At 63.4% G+C, this 24,661-nt stretch carries 15 protein-coding genes; 11 read left to right on the top strand and 4 right to left on the bottom strand.

Going from position 1 to position 24,661, the window contains the following annotated elements; all coding sequences use genetic code 11:
* The first annotated feature begins 210 nt into the window (after positions 1–210).
* Both AC19YS_RS22235 and AC19YS_RS22230 read left to right on the top strand, forming a co-directional pair.
* Positions 211–12,894, top strand: coding sequence for an autotransporter-associated beta strand repeat-containing protein (locus AC19YS_RS22235; protein WP_500602672.1), 12,684 nt, complete (start codon positions 211–213; stop codon positions 12,892–12,894).
* A 325-nt stretch (positions 12,895–13,219) separates the two neighbouring features.
* Positions 13,220–14,116, top strand: a complete 897-nt coding sequence (locus tag AC19YS_RS22230) for a LysR family transcriptional regulator (RefSeq protein WP_124417767.1) — start codon at positions 13,220–13,222, stop codon at positions 14,114–14,116.
* Here AC19YS_RS22230 and AC19YS_RS22225 read toward each other — a convergent pair.
* Positions 14,106–14,507, bottom strand: coding sequence for a RidA family protein (locus AC19YS_RS22225; RefSeq protein WP_106579622.1), 402 nt, complete (start codon positions 14,505–14,507; stop codon positions 14,106–14,108). The two genes, AC19YS_RS22230 and AC19YS_RS22225, sit on opposite strands and share 11 nt — an antisense overlap.
* Positions 14,508–14,588: 81 nt before the next feature.
* Positions 14,589–15,461 (bottom strand): EamA family transporter, encoded by an 873-nt coding sequence (locus tag AC19YS_RS22220; protein WP_500602671.1) that lies wholly within the window; start codon positions 15,459–15,461, stop codon positions 14,589–14,591.
* A gap of 97 nt (positions 15,462–15,558) precedes the next feature.
* Here AC19YS_RS22220 and AC19YS_RS22215 point away from each other — a divergent pair, with 97 nt between their 5' ends.
* The 3 genes from AC19YS_RS22215 (at position 15,559) to AC19YS_RS22205 (ending at position 19,343) form a co-directional block, all read left to right on the top strand.
* On the top strand, positions 15,559–16,341 hold the full coding sequence (locus AC19YS_RS22215; RefSeq protein WP_124417765.1) for an AraC family transcriptional regulator: 783 nt from the start codon (positions 15,559–15,561) through the stop codon (positions 16,339–16,341).
* A gap of 87 nt (positions 16,342–16,428) precedes the next feature.
* The gene (locus tag AC19YS_RS22210) at positions 16,429–17,982 is read left to right on the top strand and encodes a DUF726 domain-containing protein (RefSeq protein ID WP_500602670.1); all 1,554 of its coding nucleotides are present in this window, start codon (positions 16,429–16,431) and stop codon (positions 17,980–17,982) included.
* A gap of 41 nt (positions 17,983–18,023) precedes the next feature.
* A complete protein-coding gene (locus AC19YS_RS22205; protein ID WP_106579625.1) occupies positions 18,024–19,343 on the top strand; it encodes an Nramp family divalent metal transporter in 1,320 nt (439 codons plus the stop codon).
* A 1-nt stretch (position 19,344) separates the two neighbouring features.
* Here the strand turns inward: AC19YS_RS22205 and AC19YS_RS22200 are convergent, their stop codons facing one another.
* Positions 19,345–20,277 (bottom strand): LysR family transcriptional regulator, encoded by a 933-nt coding sequence (locus AC19YS_RS22200; protein ID WP_124418885.1) that lies wholly within the window; start codon positions 20,275–20,277, stop codon positions 19,345–19,347.
* A gap of 117 nt (positions 20,278–20,394) precedes the next feature.
* Between AC19YS_RS22200 and AC19YS_RS22195 the strand changes: the two genes are divergently transcribed.
* The 3 genes from AC19YS_RS22195 to AC19YS_RS22185 all read left to right on the top strand — a co-directional run bounded on the left by AC19YS_RS22195 (position 20,395) and on the right by AC19YS_RS22185 (position 21,601).
* Positions 20,395–20,883: a DMT family transporter gene (locus tag AC19YS_RS22195; RefSeq protein WP_200623714.1), complete on the top strand. Its 489-nt coding sequence runs from the start codon at positions 20,395–20,397 to the stop codon at positions 20,881–20,883.
* 4 nt (positions 20,884–20,887) lie between these two features.
* Positions 20,888–21,343, top strand: a complete 456-nt coding sequence (locus tag AC19YS_RS22190) for a DMT family transporter (protein WP_200623715.1) — start codon at positions 20,888–20,890, stop codon at positions 21,341–21,343.
* Positions 21,344–21,430: 87 nt separating this feature from the next.
* The gene (locus tag AC19YS_RS22185; RefSeq protein ID WP_106579629.1) at positions 21,431–21,601 is read left to right on the top strand and encodes a metallothionein; all 171 of its coding nucleotides are present in this window, start codon (positions 21,431–21,433) and stop codon (positions 21,599–21,601) included.
* Between the two features lie 36 nt (positions 21,602–21,637).
* On the opposite strand, the gene AC19YS_RS22180 is transcribed toward AC19YS_RS22185, so the two are convergent.
* On the bottom strand, positions 21,638–21,910 hold the full coding sequence (locus AC19YS_RS22180; RefSeq protein WP_179677237.1) for a hypothetical protein: 273 nt from the start codon (positions 21,908–21,910) through the stop codon (positions 21,638–21,640).
* 119 nt (positions 21,911–22,029) lie between these two features.
* On the opposite strand from AC19YS_RS22180, the gene AC19YS_RS22175 reads away from it, so the two are divergent.
* From AC19YS_RS22175 to AC19YS_RS22165, 3 genes are all read left to right on the top strand, one after another.
* Positions 22,030–22,794, top strand: coding sequence for an AraC family transcriptional regulator (locus AC19YS_RS22175; RefSeq protein WP_124417763.1), 765 nt, complete (start codon positions 22,030–22,032; stop codon positions 22,792–22,794).
* Between the two features lie 89 nt (positions 22,795–22,883).
* The gene (locus AC19YS_RS22170; RefSeq protein ID WP_106579632.1) at positions 22,884–23,057 is read left to right on the top strand and encodes a DUF1427 family protein; all 174 of its coding nucleotides are present in this window, start codon (positions 22,884–22,886) and stop codon (positions 23,055–23,057) included.
* Positions 23,058–23,087: 30 nt separating this feature from the next.
* Positions 23,088–24,047 (top strand): quinone oxidoreductase family protein, encoded by a 960-nt coding sequence (locus AC19YS_RS22165; RefSeq protein WP_500602669.1) that lies wholly within the window; start codon positions 23,088–23,090, stop codon positions 24,045–24,047.
* Positions 24,048–24,661: the final 614 nt, after the last annotated feature.

Here is a 24,661-nt window from a genome sequence, read left to right as displayed (position 1 = left end):
GGATATTGGCTGTAGTCCCATTCTTACAGGGCGCTTACGAAAGTATTAATACCATTTAATTCAATGACTTTTCTGTAGGTCTACTACCGTTTCGACAAACTAGATCAGTTGTCACCACGGTCAGGTATTTCGAATTCGATGCGTGTGGGTCAATAGCGTTGGGCTTCTGCGCATTCATGGATGAAAGCTTGGACCACGAAGGAGTTGGACGTGGATAGAAGACTTGCTGCTGCCGGTGTATCGCGTATCGCCCCTCTGAACATGGCCATTCGACTCGGGATTGTCGGGTTGATGGTTGGCCTGGCAAGTCCTGAGGCATTAGCCACCTGTTCGACGGCAGGTTCTACCGTGACCTGTACGGGCGTGCCGAGCCTGCCGCTGTTTCTGAATAACTTCAGCAGCGCCACCAACGGCTTGACCGTGAACGTCAACGCGGGCGCGCAGATGAATGCGACGCTGGGCGGCCACGTGCTGGACCTCACCGGCGTCAACATCAGCTTGAACAACTCGGGCACCCTCGACCCGGCACTTCTGGGCCTCGTGTCGGTACTCAGTGGTGGCGCTTTCATCGGCACTGGCGCGTCGAGTACGGTCAGCGTACTCAACAATGCCAGCGGGATCATGCGCGGCACCGGGATGTTGCTTGGGCTCAATCTCACGAGCCTCGGCGGCCTGGCGCTTTCAGTTAACAACGCAGCGACCGGCACCACGAGCATCACCAACAACGGCACGATTACCTCCACCGGTTTGTCGGTGGGCGGCATAACGCTGGCCGACACGCCGGTGGTCGGGGTATACGGCGGTTCCCAAGTCAACATGGTCAACAGCAGCACCGGCGTTATCAATGGTCGGGTGGCGTTCGAAACCTCTGCGGCGGGCAACACGTTTACCAACGCCGGTGCGATCACGGGCGGCGTCTCGATGGGGGCGAACGGCACCAACACCTTCACTGCCGTTACCGGCTCCAGCGTGAGCGTGGGCGACGGTCTCCAGGTCAGTGTGGGGTTGGGCGGCCTGGCTGGGATCAATTTGACCTTTGGCCCGACGGGCACGGTCGATGGCGGTGCGGGGGGCGTCAACTCGCTGATTCTGCAGAACCCTGTCGGCGTCGGCGGCGGTACTACGGGTGTGGGCACTGCGTCGAGCGCCAATTACGTCAACTTCAACAACCTGACGATCAACAGTGGCACCTGGACCCTGCAAGGTCCGCTGGTGTCGGGCAGTACCACGCTCAATGGCGGGGTTGCGCAGTTCAATAACAATGCGTCGTTTGGCAGCGGCGTGCTGACCTCCAACGGCGGCGTCCTGCAGGCGAGCAACGCGGGCTTGAACGTCAGTAATCTGGTGTCGCTCGGCGCGGGCGGTCTCACGGTCCAGGGTACCAACGCCACGACGTTGTCCGGCGTAGTCTCAGGCGCCGGGGGCTTGACCAAGGTCGGCAGCGGTCAACTGTCCCTGACCGGCATCAACACCTACCTCGGTAACACCACGCTCAACGGCGGCACGGTGCAACTGGGCAATAACCAGGCTTTCAGTACCGGCACGGTGACGTTCACAGGCGCGACGTCACTGTCGGCGCCTGGCACGATCGACCTGAACAACCTGATCACCCTCAACGGTGCCATGACGGCCACCGGCACCGGCGCCCTGACGCTGGCCGGCGCGATCAGCGGCGCGTCGGGCATCAGCAAAACCGGCACCGGCAGCCTGACCCTCAGCGGCAACAACAGCGGCTACACCGGCACCACCAGCCTGGGCGCCGGCACGTTGGTGTTGACCAGTGGCAATGCCCTGGGCAGCGGCGCCTTGAGCGTGACGGGCAATGCCAACCTGGACGCCAGCGGGGCGCCGACACTGAACAATAACCTGGCCCTGACCGGCGACCTGACGCTGACCGGCACCAACCCGCTGACCCTCGCTGGCGTGATGTCCGGCGCCGGTGGCTTGATCAAAACCGGCGCAAGCCTGCTGACTGTGACCGGCAACAACACCCGCAGCGGGCTGACCTCGCTTAACGGCGGTGGCCTGGTGGTGGGTTCCAACACCGCCTTGGGCACGGGCGCGCTGAATACCGCAGCGGGCACCTCGCTGGACGCCAGCACCGCTGTCACCCTCGGCAACGCCGTCAATCTGACGGGCGCGTTGACGGTTGGCGGCACCCAGGCGCTGGGCCTTGGCGGCGTCATCTCCGGCAACGGGGGCCTGATCAAAAACGGCGCCGCTGCATTAACCCTCACAGGTGCCAACACCTTCACCGGCAACACCAGCCTGAATGCCGGTGCGCTGGTGCTGGGCAACAACACGGCATTGGGCGCAGGCGGCACGCTGACCACCGCCGACAACACCACGCTGGATGCCAGCAGTGCAATCAACCTCAACAACGGCCTGAACCTGACCGGCAACCTGAACATTGCCGGTAGCAATACCCTCGGCTTGACGGGCGTCCTCAGTGGCGCAGGCGGGCTGACCAAGAATGGCACGGCCGCGCTGATTCTCAGCGGCGCCAACACTTTCCTTGCCGGCACCACGCTCAATGGCGGCACGTTGAACGTCGGTAACGACCTGGCCTTGGGCACTGGCGCGCTGAGCGTGGCCGGTGTTTCGACGCTGGATAACGCGGCGGGTGTCAACCTGGCAAATGCCATCAACCTGGGCGCCGACCTGACCCTGGCCGGCACCACCCCATTGACCCTCAGCGGCGTGATTGATGGCGCCTCGGGCCTGATCAAAAACGGTGTTTCCAGCGTCGTGCTCAATGCTGCGAACACCTTCCAGGGCGGCACCACGCTCAACGGCGGTACGCTCACAGTGGGCAACGCAAGCGCGCTGGGCACCGGTGCCCTGACCGTAGGCGGCGCAGCCAGCTTGAACAGCAACGCGGGGCTCGCCCTCAATAACGCGGTTACCCTCAACGCCAACCTGACGGCAGGCGGCGTCAGCCCGCTGACCTTGAACGGCATCATCAGCGGCGCGAATGGTTTGGTCAAAACCGGCACGTCGAGTCTCACCCTCAACGGTGTCAACACCTACACCGGCCCCACTGCACTGAGCGCCGGTTCGTTGGTTGTTGGCTCCAACACCGCGCTGGGCACTGGCGCGTTGAACGCAACGGGCGGCACCACACTGGACGCCGGTGCTGCGGTGAGCCTGAGCAACAACGTAAACCTGGGCGGCACCGTGACCGTGGGTGGCAGCAACGCGCTGACCCTCAATGGCGTCGTCGCGGGCATTGGGGGATTGATCAAAAACGGCCCGGCCGACCTGGTCCTGAACGGTGCCAATACATTCCTGGGTGATACGGCGCTCAACGCCGGCAAGCTGGTGGTCGGTGCCAACACCGCGCTCGGCGCCAGTACGCTGAATGCCGCCGCCGGTACTGGCCTGGACGCCAGTACCGCAGCCAGCTTGAACAACGCGGTCAACCTTGCCGGTGCGTTGGCTATCGGCGGCACTGCCGACCTGACACTGACCGGGCTGGTCAATGGCGCAGGCAGCCTGGTCAAGAATGGCGCGGCTAACCTGATTCTCAATGGCGCCAATGGGTTTCTGGGCGGCACCACGCTCAATAACGGCACGTTGGCGGTCGGCAGTAACACCGCTCTGGGGCTTGGCGACTTGACGGTTGGCGGCGCCGCTACCCTGGACAGCAGCGCGGCTGTCAACCTGGGCAATAACGTAGCCCTCAATGCCGGCCTGAGCGTGGGCGGCACCAATGGCCTGACCCTGGGTGGCGTGATCAACGGCACTGGCCCCTTGATCAAAAACGGCGCCGCCAACCTGACCTTGAATGGCATCAACACCTTCAGCGGCGGCACCACCCTCAATGCTGGGGTCTTGACCTTGGGTAACGCCAATGGCCTGGGCAGCGGCGCGTTGACTGTCGGTGGCGCGGCGACCCTGGACAACAGCGCATCCTTCGGCATCGGCAATGCCATTGCGCTGAATGCCGACCTGACCGTCGCCGGTAACAACAACCTCAACCTGAACGGTGTGGTCAGCGGCGCCGGCAACCTGATCAAAAATGGCCTGGCTGACCTGACATTGAGTGGCACCAACACCTTTACCGGTGCGGTGAATATTCTCTCCGGCAGCGTGACCACGCTCAGCGCCGGTGCCCTGGGCAACACCTCCGGCGCCAACATCAGCGCCGGGGCGGCACTCAACCTCGGCGTGGACAGCAGCCTTGCAGCATTGACCGGCAGCGGTTCGGTGCAGCTCGGCACAGGCACCACACTGAGCGTCGGCGGCCTCAATACCACCAGCACCTTTGACGGCGACCTCAGTGGCGGCGGCGGCCTGACCAAAGTCGGCATCGGCACCCTCAACCTCACCGGCATCAACGGCCTCACCGGCAACACCACCATCAATGCGGGCACCTTGAACCTCAGCGGCTCGTTGGGCAGCAACCTGGTCGATGTCAACAGCGGCGGCACCCTGACCGGCACCGGTTCGCTGTTGGGCACAGTCAACATCAACACAGGCGGGCACCTGGCGCTGAGCAGCGGCAATACCTTGTCGGCCGGCGCGCTGGCATTGGGGGCAGGCGCCAATCTGGATGTGGCCCTGGGCGCACCGTCGACGACATCCTTGCTCAATGTGGGCGGCAACCTGACCCTCGCCGGCAACCTGAACGTGACCGATGCCGGTGGTTTCGGCGTTGGCGTCTATCGCTTGATCAACTACACCGGCGTGCTCACCGACCTGGGCCTGAATGTGTCGAGTGTGCCGGTCGGATTTGGCCTGGGTGACCTGGTGGTGCAAACCTCCGTGGGCAACCAGGTCAACGTGCTGGTATCGGCGCCCAACGCCAATATTCGTTTATGGGACGGCAGCCAGACCATTCCTAACGGTACCGTGGATGGCGGCACCGGCATCTGGACCAGCGCCGGCACCAACTGGACCAACGTCAACGGCACGCTCAACCAGGCATGGGCCAGCGACTTTGCGGTGTTCCAAGGCGCGGCGGGCACTGTCACGGTGCAAGGGCCGCAACTGTTCACGGGCATGCAGTTCGCCACCGACGGCTACACCCTGGTCAGCGGCGCCGGCGGGCAATTGACGGCTGTCAACGGCACCACCGGCAACACTGCCATTCGTGTTGACCCAGGCGCCACCGCGACCATCGGCGTGAACATCGACGGCATCGGCACGCTCAATAAACTCGACACCGGCACCCTGGTCCTCAGTGGCGCCAACACATACAGCGGCGGCACCACGCTCAACGGCGGCACGCTGATGGTTGGCAGCAACACTGCGCTGGGCAGCGGTGTGTTGACGACGGTGAGCGGCACGACTCTGGACAGCAATGCCGCAGTGACCCTGGGCAATGCGCTGGTCTTGAACGGCAACCTGAGCGTGGCGGGCAGCAATGCGCTGAGCCTCAACGGTGCGGTCAGCGGCGTCGGCGGCTTGATCAAGAACGGCACGGCCAACCTGACATTGGGCGGCACCAATACCTTCCTCGGCCCGGTGGCCTTGAACGCGGGTGGGCTGATCCTGGCTTCCAACACGGCGTTGGGCAGCGCCACCTTGAATGCGGCCAACGGCACGACGTTGGACGCCAGCACTGCGGTCACGGCCAATAACGCGATCAATCTTGCCGGTAACCTGGGCATCGGCGGAACGGCCGACCTGACACTGGCGGGCAGCATCAACGGTGCGGGCAGCCTGACCAAAAACGGCGCGGCCAACCTGATACTCGGTGGTGCCAATGGCTACCTCGGCGGCGTGACGCTGAACGCGGGTACCCTGACCCTGGGAACGGGCACCGCCCTGGGCCTGGGTAACCTGAGCGTCGGCGGTGCCTCGACCCTGGACAACAGCGCCGCGCTGGCCGTGGCCAATAACGTGGCGTTGAACGCCGCGCTGACGGTGGCCGGCAGCAACGACTTGAACCTGGGCGGTGTGCTCAGCGGCAACGGGGCACTGGTCAAGAACGGCGCGGCCAACCTGACGCTCGCTGGCGTGAATACCTATCAAGGCGGCACCACCCTGAATGCAGGCACCCTGACCCTGGGCACCGCAACCGCCCTGGGCACTGGCGCCTTGACCGTCGGCGGTGCAGCCAGCCTGAACACCGCTGCTCCTTTGGTGCTGGCCAATGCGGTCAACGTCAATGCAGCGTTGACGGTGGGCGCTCTCAATAACAACCTGGGCCTGACCGGCGTGCTGGCGGGCAGCGGTAACCTGATCAAGACCGGCACCGGTGACCTGAATCTGGCCGGCAACAACAGCTTCTCCGGCCTCTTCGATGTACAAGCCGGCAGCCTGACCACGGTGGGCAATGGCGCGCTGGGCGTAGGCGCCGGGGTCAACCTCGGCAGCGGCACGCAACTGAACCTGGGCGGCTCGGCCAGCCTCGGCGCCCTGAGCGGCAACGGCGTGGCCCAGGTCGGCACCGGCAACACGTTGAGTGTGGGCGGCAACAACCTGGATGGCAGCTTCGGTGGCGTGCTCACCGGCGCGGGCAACTTCACTAAAATCGGTAGCGGTGCATTGACCCTCGGCGGCATCAGCTCGCTGACCGGTGATACCCAGGTGAATGCCGGCAGCTTGCTCGTCAACGGTTCGCTGAGCAGCGCCACTGTGGGCGTCGCCAGCGGCGCCACCCTGGGCGGTACCGGCACCCTGGCGGGCAACGTGAACATTGCCGATGGCGGCCATCTGGCGGTGAACTCGGGCAATGCCCTGACCGTCGGCTCGCTGGTACTCAATGGCAACTCCAACCTCGATGCGGGCCTGGGCGCGGCGTCCACCGGCGGCACGGCACTGATCAATGTGGGCGGTAACCTGACCCTCGACGGCACGCTGAATGTGCACGATATCGGTGGCTTCGGCGTCGGTCTCTATCGCCTGATCAACTACACCGGCAGCCTGACCAACAATGGCCTCGCACTCGGCAGCGTGCCGGTGAATGTGTCGCTGGGCGATCTGGATGTGCAGACCAGCATCGGCAACCAGATCAATTTGCTGGTCAATGGCAGCACCAACGTGCAGTTCTGGGATGGCAGCCAATTGTTGCCGAACGGCACTGTCGATGGCGGCACCGGCAGCTGGAATGCCGGCGGCACCCACTGGACCAGCCTCAACGGCCTGGCCAACACTGCCTGGAGCCCCAACAGCTTCGCGATCTTCCAGGGCGCGGCGGGTACTGTCACCGTGGACGGCGCTCAAGCCATTACCGGCCTGCAATTTGTCACCGACGGCTACAACCTGGTCGGCGGCGCGGCGGGGGCCTTGACCTTGTTCAACGGCACCGGCGGCAATACGGCCGTGCGTGTTGACCCTAACGCCACCGCGACGCTGGGCGTCACGCTCAACGGTGGCGGCACGTTAGCCAAACTGGACGCGGGCACCCTGGTGCTCAACGGCGCCAACACCTATACCGGCGGCACCGTGCTCAACGGCGGCACCTTGGTGGTCGGCAATAACAGCGCGCTGGGTACCGGTACGCTGACCACGGCCAACGGCACGACCCTGGACAGCAACGCTGCGGTCAGTCTGGCCAACGACGTGACTGTCAACGGCACGCTGACGGTTGGCGGCAGCAATGCGCTGACCCTGGCCGGCACGGTGGCGGGCACCGGCAGCCTGATCAAAAATGGCATCGCCAGCCTGACCTTGAGTGGCAACAACAGCTATGCCGGGCCTACCGCGCTGAACGCTGGCGGGCTGATTCTGGCTTCCGACACCGCGTTGGGCGCCGGCGCCTTGAATGTCGCTGCCGGAACCACCCTCGACACCCGTTCCGCCGTGACCCTGGCCAATGCGGTGAACCTGGCGGGCAACCTGGGCATTCTCGGCAGTGCCGACCTGACCCTCAACGGCCTGGTCACCGGTGCCGGTGGCCTGACCAAAAGCGGCGCGGGCAACCTGACGCTCAACGGCAACAATGCCTACCTCGGTGGCACGCAGTTGAATGCAGGCACCTTGACCCTGGGCAACGGCGCGGCACTGGGCAGCGGCGCGCTGGCCGTCAACGGTGCGGCAACGCTGGACACCAGCACTGCACTGGCGTTGGCCAATAACACCACGCTCAATGCTGCGCTGACCGTCGGCGGCACCGATGGCCTGAGCCTTGACGGCGTGGTGGATGGCAGCGGTTCGTTGAGCAAAAACGGCACCGCCAACCTGACACTCAATGGCGCCAACACCTACAGCGGCGGCACCACCCTCAATGCCGGTACGCTGACCATTGGCACCGCCACCGCCCTGGGCTCGGGCGCGCTGACCGTGAGTGGCGCGGGCACGCTGGACAACAGTGCGCCGCTGGTACTGGCAAACGCGGTGAATCTCAACGCCGACCTCAGCGTGGCCGGCAGCAATGACCTGACCCTGGCCGGTGTACTGGCGGGCAACGCGGCGCTGATCAAGAACGGCGCTGCAGACCTGCTGCTCAGCGCCAACAACACCTTCACCGGCCCGCTCACGGTGGTGGGCGGCAGTGTGACCACCGTGGGCAATGGAGCGCTGGGTAACACGTCGGGCGTCAACGTTGGCGCGGGCACCCGTCTCAACCTGGGTGGCAATGCCAACCTCAACAGCCTGGCCGGCAACGGCACGGTTCAGGTGGCGGGCGGCACTACCCTGGCGGTGGGCGGCAGCAACCTGGACAACACCTTCGCGGGTGCGCTGAACGGCGCCGGTAACCTGGATAAAAACGGCACCGGCGCGCTCAACCTGACCGGCGCAAACGCCATCAGCGGCGCCGCCAACGTCAATGGCGGCACCTTGAATGTCAGCGGCTCGCTGGCCAGCGGCACCGTCGCGGTCAACAACGGCGCGACCCTGACCGGCACCGGCTCGTTGGCGGGCGCCGTGACGGTGGCCGACGGTGGTCACATCGGCCTGAACACCGGCAGCACCTTGTCGGTGGGCTCGTTGGTGCTGGGCGGCAACGCCAATCTGGACGTCGGACTCGGCGTTCCGGTGGTGGGTGGCGGTAATGGGCTGCTCAATGTCGGCGGCGACCTGACCCTGGGCGGCAACCTTAACGTCACCGATGTCGGTGGTTTTGGCAGCGGCGTCTATAACATCATCAATTACGGCGGGGCCTTGACCAATAACGGCCTGACCCTCGGCACGCTGCCCGGCAGTGTGATCCCGGGTGACGTAGAGGTGCAGACGGCCATCAGCAACAAGGTCAACGTGTTGGTGACGGCGCCCAATACCACCGTGCAATTCTGGGATGGCGGCAACCTGATCGGCAATGGCGCCATCGAAGGCGGCAACGGTACCTGGGGCACCGGCCTCACCAACTGGACCAATGTCGATGGCACGCTCAACCAGAATTGGGGCAGCAGTTTCGCAGTGTTCCAGGGCGCTGCGGGTAACGTGAGCGTGGATGGCACGCAAACGATTACCGGCATGCAGTTCGTCACCGACGGCTATAACCTGGCCTCCGGCACGGCGGGCGTGCTCAATCTGGTCAACGGCGGCACCGGCAACACCGCGATTCGGGTCGACCCGAACGCCACCGCCACCCTGGGCGTGACCCTGGCTGGCGCGGGCACCCTGGCCAAACTCGACAGCGGCACCCTGGTGCTCAACGGCAGCAACACCTACACCGGCGGCACCGCGCTCAATGGCGGCACGCTGGTGGTGGGCAGCAACAGCGCGCTGGGCACAGGCACGCTGACGGCCGCTGACGGCACCACGCTGGACAGCAACGCAGCCGTCACGCTCGACAACGCTGCGGTACTCAACGGTGCATTGGCCATTGGCGGCAGCCGTGCGCTGACGCTCAACGGCCGGTTCAGCGGCAACGGCAGCCTGTTGAAAAAAGGCGCGGCGACACTGACCCTCAACGGCGCCAACACCTACAGCGGCGGCACCGGCTTGAATGCCGGCCAACTGGTCCTGGGCAACAACGCAGCGCTCGGCACCGGCGCGCTGACCGTTGGCGGCGCTGCCGCTCTGGATACCAGCACCGACCTGCAACTGGCCAATGCCATCAACCTGGGCGGCCCGCTGACGCTGGCCGGCAGCCATGACCTGGCCCTCAACGGCGCGGTCAGCGGCACCGGCAGCCTGGTAAAAAATGGCACTGGCGCGTTGCTGCTGACCGGCGCCAACGCTTACAGCGGTGGCACCACACTCAATGGCGGCAGCACCACCGGCAATACCACCAGCCTGCAAGGGGCGATTGCCAACAACGCGACACTGACCTTCGAGCAGGGCGCCGACGGCACCTACACCGGCAACCTCACCGGCGCCGGGGTGTTGAATAAAACCGGCACCGGCGCGTTGCTGCTGACCGGCAATAACACCTTCACCGGCAACACCAACGTCAACGCGGGCAGCGTGCTGGTCAATGGCACGTTGAACAGTGCGGCGGTACAGGTTGCCAACGGCGCGACGCTCGGCGGCAGCGGCACGCTGGGCGGCGCGGTGAACATGGCCGATGGTTCGGTGCTCAAGGCCGGGGCGGCGACGCCGCTGTCGGTCGGTTCGCTGGCGTTGTCGTCCGGCACCACGCTGGACTTCACCCTCGGCGCACCGGGTGCGTCGACCACGGCGGTGAATGTGGCGGGTAACCTGACCCTGGATGGCACGCTCAACGTCACTGACGCGGGCGGCTTTGGTGCCGGCGTTTATCAACTGTTCCGCTACGGCGGCAGCCTGACCGACAACGGTTTGACCCTTGGCACACTGCCCGTCGGCGCAGGCGACCTGACCTTGCAGACGGCACTCGCCAACCAGCTCAACCTGCTGGTGCAAACCGCACCCGGGCAAATCCAGTTCTGGAACGGCGGCACCACCAACCCCGACGGCACCATCACCGGTGGCAGTGGCACCTGGGGCCCTGGCACCAACTGGACCGATCCGACCGGCACCCAAGGCCAGGCGTCGAACAACCAGTTTGCCGTGTTTGGCGGGCAGGGCGGCACGGTCACCGTGGTCGGCAACCAAGGCTTTACCGGGCTGCAATTTCTTGACCCTGGCTACACGCTGACGGCGGGGGCAGGGGGCACCTTGTCGCCTACCGGCACGGCGGTGGTGCGGGTCAATTCGGGCGTCACCACGGAGATTGCTGCGCCGATCGTGGGCGGCGGGGCGATCAACAAACTTGATGCCGGCACCTTGTTGCTGACCGGCGCCAACACCTACACCGGTGGCACTACCGTCAGCGGCGGTACGTTGGCCGGTAACACGCTCAGCTTGCAAGGCCGGTTCCTGAACAATGCGCGCATGCTGTTCGTGCAGGCCACCAATGGCACCTTCAAGGGCACGTTGACCGGCACTGGCAGCCTCACCAAACAAGGCGCAGGGGCGCTGCTGCTGACCGGTAATCAGCCGTTCAGCGGCACCGTGGCGGTGGATCAGGGCGTGCTGCAAGTCGGCAACGCGGCCAATCCGGGCACGGTGTTCGGCGGGCAGGTGACGGTCGCCAATGGCGCGGGCCTGACCGGTAACGGCAGTGTCGGTTCGCTGGTCAACAACGGCAGCGTGACACCCGATGGCGGCAAGCTGACAGTGGCCGGTAACTTCACCAACGTCAGCACGGGCGCACTGAACCTGGTCATCACGCCTTCGGTCAGCGGTTCTCTGGCGGTCGGCGGCACGGCTAACCTGGGCGGCACCCTGAATGTGATCAACCTGGCGCCCTACACCGGGGCAACCACCTACACCCTGCTGACTGCCGGCGCGGTGAACGGCACCTTCAGCAACACCAACCTGGAGAACCTGGCGTTCCTCTCCACCTCGCTGGACTACAGCCCCACTCAAGTGGCGTTGGCGGTCAGCCGCAATAACGTCAGCTACGCCAGCGTAGCGGCCACCGGTAACCAGCGTGGCGTGGCGGCTGCACTGGACAGAGGCGCCGCCGTGGGCGGGGCCGCGGTGCAAAATGCGTTGCTCAACACCGATGCTGCCGGGGCGCGTGCCGCTTTTGACAGCTTGTCCGGCGAGATCCACGCCAGCACCGCCAGCGCAATGCTTGAGGATTCGCGCTACATCCGTGACGCGGTCAACGAGCGCCTGCGCCAACCTGGCTGCTATCGCGAGGACGACCCACGCAACAGCCTGGCGCCAAGCGAAAACCGCCTGAGCAGTGCCGGTTGCCACGGCGAGATGGTCGGCTGGATGCGCGTGCTTGGCACCTGGGGCCACATGGGCGGCGACAGCAACGCCGCCAAGCTGGACCGCAACCTTGGCGGCTTCCTGCTTGGCACCGACAAGCAAGTGGATGACGCCTGGCGCGTCGGCGTGGCCGCCGGCTACACCCGCAGCGACCTGGACGCCAAGCGCCGCAGCTCCAGCGCCGACGTCGACAGCTACCACTTGATGGCCTACACCGCTTACCAACAGGAAGCATTCGCCGCGCGTATGGGCGTGGCCTACAGCTGGCATGACATCGAAAGCAAACGCGACGTGGCGGTCGCTGGCGAAGGTCAGCGTCTGAAAGCCGATTACAAGGCACGCAGCGCGCAAGTGTTCGGTGAAGTGGGCTACACCCTTACAGCCGGCAGCGTGGCAGTCGAACCGTTCGCCGGCCTGGCCTACGTCAACTACGACAGCGACACACTCAAGGAGAAAGGCGGGTCGGCGGCGCTGCGCGGCGATGCTGATCAGGACGTGACTTTCTCCACCTTGGGCGTGCGTGTTGGCCAGACCATCACCCTGGGCAACGGCTCGAAAATCACCCCGCGGGGCAGCATCGGCTGGCGCCACGCCTTCGGCGATACCAAGCCCGACGCCGACTTGAGCTTTATCAACGGCGGGGGTTCGTTCAGCACCCAAGGTGTACCGATTGCCAAGGACAGTGCGGTACTGGAGGCGGGGCTGGATTACCAGATCAGCCAGAACGGCAAGCTGGGCCTGGGCTACTCGGGTCAACTCTCGCGTAACGATAAGGACCACGCGATGACCGTCAGTTTCTCCCTCGGTTTTTGATCAAGGCCGAGCACCTTTAACCGCCCTAAGGGCGGTTTTTTTTGGGTTTTTGATCGCCCCAGTTACCCGACACGCTCTTTGTGGCGAGGGGGCTTGCCCCCCGTTGGGTTGCGAAGCAGCCCTTCAAACAAGGATGCGATGTGTCAGATACTCCGCAGCGGCTGAATCCGGGGCTGCTGCGCAACCCAACGCGGGGCAAGCCCGCTCGCCACACGCTGTGTTTCAATCTGGGAATACGCCCATTAAAAATAGTGAATCGCGACGTTTGCCGGTGGCGAGGTCATGATCGACAACTTCGCTGACTAAGTCGCATTGAGGCACTCACATGAACCAACTTCTCGCCCTGCGCGCCTTCGTCCGTGTCGTCGATACCGGTTCGTTCAGCCGTGCGTCCGACCAGCTGGCGCTGCCACGCTCCACGGTCAGCAAGCTGATCACCGACCTTGAAAAACACCTGGGCCTCAAGTTGATACACCGCACCACCCGCGCCCTGGCGCCGACGTCCGAAGGGCTCGAATACTATGGCCATGCACGGCGGCTGGTGGCTGAGCTGGATGAAGTGGACAGCGCCGCGCGCGGGCAAATCCTCAAGCCCGGCGGGCATCTGCGCGTGGACGCACCGGCCTCGTTTGCCAATTGCCTGTTGATCCCGGCGCTGGTGGATTTTCATCGGCAGTACCCCGACATCACTATTGCCCTGGGGATCAGTGACCGTGCCGTGAACATCGTCGGGGAGGGCGTTGACTGCGTGATCCGTGCCGGCACGCTGGACGACATGGCAATGATCGGGCGCAAGGTGGCTGACCTTGAGTACCTCACCTGCGCGGCGCCCAGTTACGTTGCCCGCAGAGGGCTGCCGGCCTCGCCCGAGGACCTGCAGAACAACCACCTCAAAGCCGGTTATTTCTTTACCGGCTCGGGCAAGCCGGAGCCGCTGATTTTCGAGAAGGGCGGGCAGCGTATCGAGGTCAACGGCTGCGCCTTCTCGACCAACGAGGGCAATGGCCTCAAGGAAATGCTGCTCGCCGGCCTTGGCGTCGGGCAGCACTTCACCTCCATCGTGCAGTACTACCTGGACACCGGCCAGTTGGTCAGCGTATTGCCGGACTGGTCGCGCCCGCCCACGGCGTTGCACATCCTTTACCCGCCCAACCGTCACCAGAGCGCACGGCTCAAGGTATTTACCGAATGGGTGATGCATACGTTCGGTGTCAGGGAATAATCGCGGTCACACGAATCTCTACACGCATGGTCGGCAGACCCAGCGCCTGCACGCCGACCTGCGTCCAGATCGGCGCGTGGTCGGGCATGTAGCGCCGGTACTGCTTGACCATCGCCTCGTTGACCTCCGGTGGGAAGCCACCGACGTGGTAGGAGTTGACGTGAATCACGTGCGCCCACTGCGCGCCAGCGCTGGCCAGGGTGCGCTCCAGGTTATGAAAGGCCCGGGCGATTTCTTCGCCGAGGTCGGCAGGGATCTGGAAGTCATCATCCCAACCGCCCTGGCCGGAGGTTTCCACGCGGTTACCGACTTTGACCGCCTGGGAATAGTGCAGGTGTTCGCGCAGGTAATCGCCATAACCTGGGGTGACAAAAAACTCGGGCGTGCTCATGGTGTTTCCTCGGTTCAGTACAAGACTGAGCGAATGCTAGTGGACTGAATGCGCGAACAACATCCCGGTTTTTTGCCATGACTATCTATCGGTTTGCACAATCGGCTTGCGGTAAAGCCCTATCGCCAGGCCGCTGATGATGACCGTGATGAACACCAGGTGGGGCGTGGAAATGCGCTCGCCCAGTATCAGCATCGAACTGCCGATGCCGAATACCGGTATCAGCAACGACAGCGGCGCCACGGTCGAAACGGGGTAGGCCTTGAGCAACGAATTCCAGCCCCAATAGGCAAAGTGCGTGGCCAAATAAACCTGAAACAGGATCGACATCACCGCGGTGAGGTCAAGGCTGGCGGGCACGTTCTCGAACGCGGTGCTACCGTGCATCCACCAGGCCATCAGACACAACGGCACCGGCGGAAACAGGCTGGCCCACACCATGAACGAGAAAATTTCCTTCACCCCCGACGCTTTGATGATGATGTTGCCGATGCTCCACGCCAACGCGCTGAGCACGATCAGCAGCACGCCGAGCACCGCATGCTCGCCGTCTTGGGTGCAGATGATCCCCGTCAGGCCAATCAGGGCGAGCAAAGCGCCGACCCACTGCGCACGGCGAATGTGTTCCTTGAACAACAGATAGCCCCAGCCCAGCGTGAAAAACACGCTGAGCTGAATGATCAGCGAGGCGATTCCAGGGCTGACGCCTGCCTGGATGCCATAGTTGATCACGCCCCACATGCCCAGCCCGAAGATAACGCCATAGGCCGCCACATAGCCGAAATTGACGGCGGGGCGCTTGATGAAGAACACCAGCGGCAAGGCGGCGAGGGCAAAGCGGATGCCGGTCAGCACAAACGGGTCGATTGAGCGCAAGCCCAACTGGGTAATGGGGAAGTTCAAGCCCCACACCAGGGTGACGAGCAGGGCGAGGGCTAGGTGTTGCTTGTGCATGGGCGGGCCTTTGAATGGGTTGATCCGGGCCATCATGCTAGGGCGGGGCCGTATGGCCCGCTTGCTATGTCAGGTCATAGTTTGACACTATCGGGCCATGATCCCGACATTTGAAACCACTGACCCTGAAGCCGTCGTCACGCTGCGCGACTATGCGTGCGGCACCGTCTTCGAGCGGCATACCCATGCACGCGGGCAATTCGCCTACGCCTCTACCGGTGCGTTGCGGATGTTCACCGACCTCGGCAATTGGGTGGTGCCGCCGCAGCGGGCGATCTGGGTGCCGGGCGGTGTGCCCCATGAAATGCACATGCGCGGCGATGTGGTGATGCTCAATACCTACCTCGATGACCAGGCTGCCAAGCGGGCAGGGCTGCGGGATCGTTGCCAGGTATTCGAGGTGTCGCCATTGCTCAGGCATCTGTTGGAAGCGGCACTGGCGATCGCGCCGTCGGCGGCGATTACGGTCCGTCAGCAGTGCATATTGACGCTGTTGATCGACGAAATAAGCGCCATGCCCGAAGTGCCCCTCAGCGCGCCGTTGCCTGCCGAGCCACGTCTGGCCCAGGCTTGCCGGCGTTTTCTGCAGGCCCCTGCGCAGACCATCTCTCTGGATGAGATGGCCCAGTGGTCGAACATGAGCCGACGCACCTTCACTCGCCATTTCCACGAAGGCACCGGCATGACGTTTGTGGCCTGGCGTCAGCAGGTCTGCCTGCTTGAAGCCACTGCGCGGCTCAGTCATGGCGCCTCCATTACCGAGGTGGCATTGGGGTTGGGTTTCAGCAGTTCCAGCGCCTTTACCGCGGTGTTCCGCCGAAACCTGGGAGACGCGCCCGCGCGCTACCTGGCCAAATCCAGGGCAGCGTCTGCGTTCTGAAAACGGCACACGTCGGTCAGGATTCACCTTCACCAAGGTCATGCTTTGTTACTATCGCCGTCCATCGTCACCAGGAGTCACCGGCCCATGCAACACCAGTGGGATGAAATGCACCGCACCCGCAAGCCCACGTTTGTACTGTGCGGCGAGCCTCAGGGGGATGTGCTCAATCTCTACGTTCACGGTTATTCGGCCTTCTTCAACCGCCAGCAACTGGGCAATTTCAAGCAGCAGCTGGCGAGCATCGAAGGCTCGACCAACCTCATGCTGTTCTGGCCGGCGGGGCATTTTCTCGAAAACCTGTTTGCGCCCTTCAAGGATGTGATCACCTCGATGCTTGGCGGCGGCGGCCTGGGCGCCGCAACGGTGGGCGTGGGCAAGGCGATTGCCTATTTCCTCGACCATTACAAAAGTGTCGAGGCGCGCGTCGATGAAGTGGCCAAGACCCTGTTGCCTGAACTGGCCAATTACCTGCACGCGGAGTCGCTGGAGGTACGGCGCATCAACCTCATCGGGCATTCGCTGGGCGCGCGCATTCTGGTCAAGAGCGTGCTGGCCAGCCCCGAGGTGGCTCGCGAACTGCCGCTGAACAACCTGTTGCTGATGGGCGGGGCGATCTGTACGTCGAGCCCGTGGGATGAAGTGTCGGCGCCGCTCAAGGGCCGTGTGATCAACTGCCACTCCAGCAAAGACTGGGCGCTGGCCATGAAACCGGACACCGAACGTTGCATTGGGCGTTATGCAATTGATGTCACGCCGGCGCTCAAGGCCAAGGTCACCAATGTGCACCTGGCGACGTTCGACCATGCCGCCTACTGGCCGCAGCTGAAAACGGTGGTGCAATACACCGACCTGTTGCAGGAACGGCGCGGCATGATCCGCGCCGATCAGCGCAGCACTGAGGTGCGCTTTGCCGAGGAGGACGTGGAGTTGTTCCCCGCGTTGGTGCAGGCGCGGCCGGACGAGTTGAAGTTCCTGGCCGAATTGATGGCGCAAAAACGCAGTGCATCGATCGATGCCGGCGTGCGCGAACCGCTGAAACTGGCCATCGAGTTGCAGCGCATGGGCGGTGACAGCTTTATGAACCTGGCCCGTGGCCATGGCGTGAGTTATCGCCAGATCGCCGAAGATGTGGCGCAGCGCCTGGGGATCAAGTTTGACCAAGCGCTGGAAACCGTTGCGCTGGCGGACATCGAGGCCCAAGTCGCGGAGAAACTGATCGAGCAATACAAGGACAAGCTCAGCCGTGCGGACCGTCAAGCCTTCGACGCCGAACTCAAGGCGGCCGCGCAAAAAGAGCAGGGCTTGTTCAACCGCTTCGATGTAGGCCGCTCGGCCACCACGGCCTTGAGTGGCACGGCGTTGGCGGGGTTGACCGGGTTTATCGTGCGCCGCGGTGCCGCCACGGCGATTCCGGTGGTGGGCCAGGCATTGGCCGCGGCGATGCTGCTGGTGACGGGCGTGCGGGCGTTTTCCGGCCCGGCGTACTCGATTACCACTTTATCGGTGTTGATGATCGGCATGATTCGCCAGCGCATGGAGCGCGAGGCGCTGAACCAGGAGATGGACCTGGTGGTGCAGGTCGTGGAAACGTTCCACCTGCCGCGGGAGACGGTGATGCGCACGGTCGTGTCGGACTGATAAGCTGCGGCTCTGACTTGTATGTTTGCCTGGGATACCGCGTGAAATTCAGCCTGCCGAAAATCGCTACTGCCCCATTCTGCCCGCCGGAAGTGGCCGGCTCCGTTATCGTTGACCCCAAGGCTTCGTTTTTCAAACGGGCGCTGATGTTCGCCGGCCCCGGGCTGCTGATTTCGATTGGCTACATGGACCCCGGCAACTGGGCCACGGCCATCGAGGCCGGCTCGCGCTACGGGTACAACCTGTTATTCGTGGTGCTGCTGGCCAGCCTGGCAGGCATGGCTGTGCAATGCCTGTGTTCACGGCTGGGCATCGCCACCGGCAAAGACCTGGCGCAACTGTGCCGTGAGCGCTACAGCAAACGTTCGGCGCGCACGCAGTGGGTGCTGGCGGAAATTTCGATCATCGCCACCGACCTTGCCGAAGTGCTCGGCTGCGCCCTGGCGTTTCACCTGTTGCTGGGCGTGTCGCTGACCACCGGCATCGTCATTACCGCATTCGACACGCTGTTGATCCTGGCCTTGCAAAACCGGGGTTTCCGCCGACTGGAAGCGATCATGCTGGCGCTGGTCGCGACCATCGGCGTGTGCTTCTTTATCGAACTGGTGCTGATCAAACCCTACTGGCCGGACGTGTTGAGTGGCTTCGCCCCGTCACTGTCGGCCATCAGCGACGCTGCGCCGTTGTACCTGGCCATCGGGATCCTGGGTGCCACGGTAATGCCGCATAACCTTTACCTGCACAGCTCCATCGTGCAAACCCGGCTGATCGGCAAAGACCTCGCCAGCAAACAGGACGCGGTCAAACTGGCGCGTATCGACACCATCGGCTCACTGGCCCTGGCTTTGCTGGTCAACGCGGCAATCCTGGTGCTGGCCGCCGCTGCGTTCTACAAGACTGGCCACACCGACGTGGTCGAGATTCAGGATGCTTACCACCTGCTCGACCCACTGGTGGGCGGGGCTTTTGCCAGTGTCCTGTTTGGTATCGCGTTGCTCGCCTCCGGGCAAAGTTCGACCTTCACCGGCACGATTGCCGGGCAGGTGATCATGGAGGGTTACCTCAACCTGCGCATTCCCTGCTGGCAGCGCCGCCTGATCACCCGAGGCCTGGCACTGATCCCGGCGTTTTTGGGGGTGTGGCTGATGGGCGACGATGCCATTGGCAAGTTGCTGATTCTGAGCCAGGTGGTCCTCAGCCTGCAGTTGCCGTTCGCGCTGTACCCACTGATCCGCATGACGGGTGACAAGCAATTGATGGGGCCGTTTGTGAACCGCCTGCCCACGCGGCTGTTGGCGTGGTTTCTGTTTGCCGTGATCAGCGGGGCGAACGCGTGGTTGATTGGGCAGTGGTTGTTTTGAGTCACCGGTCCCAATACGGCACCGCGCCAAAACACTCGACAAAATAATCAATCACCGTGCGCACCTTCAATGACAGCCGGCGGCTGCCGGGCCATAACGCGGCAATCTGCTGCGGCTCAAGCGTCGTCGCCACGTCGTATTCGGTCAGCACCGCCTGCAAGGTGCCGGCGCGCAAGCCTTCGCCGATCAGCCAGGACGGAAACACCACCAGCCCCAGGCCTTGTTCGGCAGCGTGGGTGAGGGTGTCGGCGTGGTTGCCGGTGATCGGGCCTTTGACGCTGTAGGGCGTCCAATCGCCCTGGTCGCGGCGGAAAAACCAGCGTTGCTGGCCGGTGATGCCCTTGTAGGCCAGGCACTGATGGTTGACCAGCTCGTCGGGGTGGCGCGGTGTGCCATGCCGGGCCAGGTAGGCAGGGCTGGCGGCGATGCGAAAGCGCTGCGGCGCGAAGATGCGGGCCTGCATGCCGGAATCGTTGAGCACGCCGATACGAAACAGCAAGTCGGTGCCGTCTTGCAATGGGTCGACGTAGGTGTCGGTTTGCTGGATATCCAGTTGCAACTTGGGATAGCGCCGGCACAGCTCGCCCAGCCACGGCGATAGATGACGCTGGCCGAACACCATCGGCGCGTTGATGCGTACCAGGCCGCTGGGTTCGCTTTCCTGTTCCTGCAACGCCTGGCCGGCTGTTTCCAGTTGCTCCAGCATCAAGCGCGCATGATGCCCGAGCAGGCGCCCGGCTTCGGTAGGGCTCACGGCGCGGGTGTGGCGGTACAACAACTGTTGGCCGAGTGCCTGCTCCATCAACTGGATCTGCCGAGAAATGGAGGAGGGCGCCAGGCTTTCCCGGCGCGCGACTTCAGAAAAGCTGCCGTGATCCAGCACTGCGACAAACAGGCGCAACGCCTTGAAACTCAATTCATTCAAGCCCTGCATCATGGCCTCCAAGCTGTGCGTTATGCGCAAAGGTGTTATCCGCATGCTCCCATTTATCGCACAGCACGGCCACCGGATAATGCGCGCCATGTCTACTTCTTGAAGCGCAGGTGATGTATGCAGGCAAGTTCGATCGAGGGTGTGGCTCAGGCCACGCCGAAGAAAAACCTTCTACGGCTGTCGTTGTTGCCGTTGGTGATTTTGGCGGGCATGGGCCTGTCGGTGGAGGCCGGGTTGCTCGGGCCGCTGGGCGTACAGGTAGGCCACTTGTGGGCGACCTTGAGCATTTTCGGCGTGGGCACGGCGATCCTGTTTTTGCTGTTGCTGTTCAGCGGCCCGCAAAAAGGCCCGGCGCTGACCGACCTGCCACGCTGGCAGTTGATCGGCGGCTTCCTGGGGCCGATGTATGTGGTGGTGTTGACGTTGGCCACGCCGCATATCGGTATCGCCATGACCATGATCGCGATCCTCTCGGGCCAGGTGGGCAAGAGTGTGTTGATCGACCATTTCGGCTGGTTTGGCACGGCACCCAAGCGGGTCAATGGAGAGCGCTGGATTGCGTTGGCGCTGATTGTGGCGGCACTTGTTCTGATTGCACGAGGGTAAGGCGATGAATCTGATTCTGTTGTTGGTACTGGTGATTGCCGCCGGTGCGGTACTGAGTGTGCAAGCGGCCATTAACGGCCGCCTGGGCCAGGCAGTGGGCGTATTGCGCAGCAGCTTGCTGACCTTTGCGGTGGGCGCCATGACCACGGCGCTGTTGATTTTCTTTTTCGAGCCGGCCCAGGCCGTCAGCTTGCTCGAGGTGCCCAAGTGGCAACTGACCGGCGCGTTGTTCGGCGTGGTGTACATGATGGTGATGGTTGGCGCGGTGCCCATCGTCGGCACGGCGGTGGCAACGGTGGCGGTGATCGTCGGGCAGTTGGGCATGGGCATGCTGATCGACAACTTCGGCTGGCTGGGTAACCCGGCGATCGAACTGTCGGGCAGCCGTATCGTGGCGATGCTCTGTCTGGCGCTGGCGCTGGTGTTCATGTACCGCAGCAATACCCGTCAGGCCGATTAACGGGCTGAACCTTGCTGCGTTGCCGGGAGTCATTGCTTAAGGTGCTGCGTTCGCAGCACTTGGACGACCATGAAAAGGAGTCTGACCATGCCAGATAAAACCTGTGCTTGCCCACACTGCAAATGTGTACTGGGCGCCGACGCGGTAATGAAGGACGGTAAAGGCTATTGCTGCCAAGGCTGTGCCGAGCACCATGCCCATGGTGAGCCGTGTATGGCGCCAACGGGCTGTGAGTGCGCCAAGTCGGCTCACGGCTAAGCGTGTTGGCGGGAGGCCGGTGTTACCGGCCTCTTTTTAGTGGGGTTTGAGTTCGAACCTGACGCTGTGGTCGGCCAGGCGCTGACGGCCTTTGACCACCGCGCTGATCCGCCGTCCCTGGAGCGCAAACACCACGGTTTGCGCCGCGTGCAGATCATCCGGCAGCGGCTGGAACACCCGCAGCACTGTGCGCTCCGGTGTGCGCTGAACACTCACCTGGCACTCGGCATGCTTGGACATCGGTCCGAATAAAGTGTCCTGGGTGTAGTCGATGCGCGCCTTGCCATTGACCGGTTCTGATCCGTCCATTGTTAGAGCTCCCTACTCTCAAGGTGTAAGCAAGTGATCGTTGCGGGCAGCAAAAATTCACTCGGATTGTGGGGCGCCGGTCATTACCATGGCGGCTCACCCTTGATGATGTGTAGCCCATGGCCCTGGCCGCGCCCCCCGACCTCAGTGATCACGCCGTGCCCGTGCAACCCCTGGCGCGCACCTACCCGCGTGGGTTGTACGTCGAGCCCCACAGCCACGACTGGGGCCAGTTGCTCTACGCCATGAGCGGCGTGATGTGGGTCGAAACGCCTCGCGAAGCGCTGGTTGTGCCGCCCCAGCGCGCGGTGTGGCTGCCGCCGGGCGTGGAACATGGCATCCGCGTGGTCTCGGACCTGCAGATGCGCAATATCTACCTGCGCCCGGCCCTGGCGGCGACGCTGGACAGCCAGGTGCAGGTGATTGAAGTCGGCGGGCTGTTGCGCGAGCTGATCGTCACCTTGGTCGACCAGGGCGACAACGGCGATACGGCCTACTACGACGCCGTCGTCGGCCTGGCCCTGCTGGAATTGCAGCGGGCCCGTCGTTCGCAGATCCGCATCGCCATGCCGGTGGGCGCCGACCGTCGCTTGATCAACGCCTGCCAGGCGGTGATGGCGGCGCCGTCGCTGGAGGTCCCGTTCGAGCAACACGCCGAGGCCGCCGGTGCCAGCGTGCGCACCCTGGCGCGGCTGTTCCAGAACCACCTGGGCATGGGCTTTGCCGAATGGCGCCGCCAAGTGCAACTGGCCACGGCGGTGGCGGAGCTGATCCAGGGCCAGTCGGTGAGTGGCATTGCGCGGTCTCTGGGCTATTCGCCCAGCAGCTTCAGCGACATGTTCCGGCGTGAACTTGGCGTGGCGCCGTCGCACTACACAGGTTGAGGGTTTGGCCGAAATCCTGAAGCACTTGGCCGATGCTTCAGGCAGGCGCTCACTACACTGAGCGCATCAACCTACAAGGCGCCGTCCTCATGAACTACCTGCTTTCCCTCGCCATCGGCCTGTTTGTCGGCGTGATCTACGGCGCCTTGGACTTCCGCTCACCCGCGCCGCCCGCCATTGCCCTGGTGGGCCTGATGGGCATGTTGCTCGGCGAGAAACTCTGGCCCATGGGGCGCGAGTGGGTCAGCGGTTGGTTGTCCTGATTCCCTTTTTCCCTTCGATGGATATTGGCCATGAAAGCACTGCAATTTTCCGCCACCGGCGACCTCGCCGCCCTGAGTTTCGTTGACGTCGCCAAGCCGGTGCCGGCTGCCGGTGAAGTACTGGTGCAAATCAAGGCTGCCGGCCTGAACCCCAGCGACGTCAAGAACGTGCTCGGTCGTTTCCCATACACCACATTGCCGCGTATTCCCGGCCGGGATTTTGCCGGGGTTGTGGTCGAGGGGCCGCAGGCACTGGTCGGTCAAGAGGTGTGGGGCACCGGGCGCGACCTCGGCTTTTTCGCCGATGGTTCCCACGCTCAATACCTCACCGTGTCGGCCAAGGGTGTGGCGCATAAGCCAACGCATTTGAGTTTTGCCCAGGCCGCCAGCCTCGGTGTGCCGTACACCACCGCTTGGGATGCGCTGGAGCGCAGCGGTGTGGTTAAAGGCACGCGGTTGTTGGTGATTGGCGCCAATGGCGCCGTGGGCAGCGCGGCCTTGGCATTGGCGAAAATCCGGGGTGCGCAGGTATTGGCGGCGGTGCGCAAGGCTGATCAGGTTGAGGTGCTGCAAGCCCAAGGGTTTGACGCGATCACGCTGGGCAACCCGCAAGAGTTGGGCGCGCAGGTTAATGCCGTGTTCAAGGGCGGCGCGGATGTGATTTTCGACACCACCGGTTTCTGGTTGCCGGCGTCTGTTGCTGGTTTGGCGCCGTTCGGCCGCATCGCAATCATCGCCGCGCCGGTGGATGGGCATGTGCAACTGCCGGCCCTGGCGCTGTATCGCAAAGGCGGTTCGGTGGTGGGGATCAACTCGTTACTCTACAACTGCGAGCAGTGCGCGGTGATGTTGGAGCAGTTCGGGCGCTTCTTTGATGAGGGGTCGTTGCCGTTGCCCACTGGCTTGCGCGAAGTGGCGTTGGCGGATGGCGTGCAGTGCTACGAAGAAGTGAACACGGGCAGTGCGGACAAGATCATCTTTGTGCCTTAACTCACTCGCCAATGTGGGCGTTGGCTTGCCTGGGATGGCGTCACCTTGGTTTGAGTACATATCCGTTGCTGCGGTAACGGCCGCTTATGGTTCCGCTCTTACAGCGGGTCACTTTTGGCAAACGCCCCAAAAGTAACCAAAAGGTCTTTGCCCCACCACTCGGTGCCTCGCTTAGGCTCGACATGCCCGCACTCCGGCTTGAATCCGTGGGCCGCCGTGACGGGCCATCCATGGCCCAACACGGCTAACCCGGCGTCCTGCCGGGTTACCCACGGATTCAAGCCTGCGTTCGGCCAGCGTGGTTGACGGGGCCTGTCAGATCAAAGTCAAAAGCAGATCAAGATCAAGAGCAGAGCACGGCGGCCTGGTAGCCGACCTGAGTGGTTGAAGCAAAAGCAGGGCAAAAACAGGGCAAAAACAGGGCAAAGGCAGAGCTGTTTTTCTGTGGGAGCTGGCTTGCCTGCGATGCAGACACTTCGGTACATCAGGCATAACCAGTTGATGCCATCGCAGGCAAGCCAGCTCCCACCTTTGACCGAGTACACACATCTACCTGATGTACTGGGCTCAAAATGTGGGAGCGGGCTTGCTCGCGAATGCGGTGGGTCAGTTAA

The organism is Pseudomonas sp. MF08831 (genome assembly GCF_059862645.1).
The sequence above is the reverse complement of the archived record's forward strand: the minus strand, read 5'-3'. Positions and strand labels throughout refer to the sequence as shown.

What these genes read in the sequence shown, in the direction of transcription:
- AC19YS_RS22230 (WP_124417767.1), top strand. Translation starts at nt 13,220, where the DNA reads ATGAACCAACTTCTCGCCCTGCGCGCCTTCGTCCGTGTCGTCGATACC.
- AC19YS_RS22225 (WP_106579622.1), bottom strand. Translation starts at nt 14,507, where the DNA reads ATGAGCACGCCCGAGTTTTTTGTCACCCCAGGTTATGGCGATTACCTG.
- AC19YS_RS22220 (WP_500602671.1), bottom strand. Translation starts at nt 15,461, where the DNA reads ATGCACAAGCAACACCTAGCCCTCGCCCTGCTCGTCACCCTGGTGTGG.
- AC19YS_RS22215 (WP_124417765.1), top strand. Translation starts at nt 15,559, where the DNA reads ATGATCCCGACATTTGAAACCACTGACCCTGAAGCCGTCGTCACGCTG.
- AC19YS_RS22210 (WP_500602670.1), top strand. Translation starts at nt 16,429, where the DNA reads ATGCAACACCAGTGGGATGAAATGCACCGCACCCGCAAGCCCACGTTT.
- AC19YS_RS22200 (WP_124418885.1), bottom strand. Translation starts at nt 20,277, where the DNA reads ATGCAGGGCTTGAATGAATTGAGTTTCAAGGCGTTGCGCCTGTTTGTC.
- AC19YS_RS22195 (WP_200623714.1), top strand. Translation starts at nt 20,395, where the DNA reads ATGCAGGCAAGTTCGATCGAGGGTGTGGCTCAGGCCACGCCGAAGAAA.
- AC19YS_RS22190 (WP_200623715.1), top strand. Translation starts at nt 20,888, where the DNA reads ATGAATCTGATTCTGTTGTTGGTACTGGTGATTGCCGCCGGTGCGGTA.
- AC19YS_RS22185 (WP_106579629.1), top strand. Translation starts at nt 21,431, where the DNA reads ATGCCAGATAAAACCTGTGCTTGCCCACACTGCAAATGTGTACTGGGC.
- AC19YS_RS22180 (WP_179677237.1), bottom strand. Translation starts at nt 21,910, where the DNA reads ATGGACGGATCAGAACCGGTCAATGGCAAGGCGCGCATCGACTACACC.
- AC19YS_RS22175 (WP_124417763.1), top strand. Translation starts at nt 22,030, where the DNA reads ATGGCCCTGGCCGCGCCCCCCGACCTCAGTGATCACGCCGTGCCCGTG.
- AC19YS_RS22170 (WP_106579632.1), top strand. Translation starts at nt 22,884, where the DNA reads ATGAACTACCTGCTTTCCCTCGCCATCGGCCTGTTTGTCGGCGTGATC.
- AC19YS_RS22165 (WP_500602669.1), top strand. Translation starts at nt 23,088, where the DNA reads ATGAAAGCACTGCAATTTTCCGCCACCGGCGACCTCGCCGCCCTGAGT.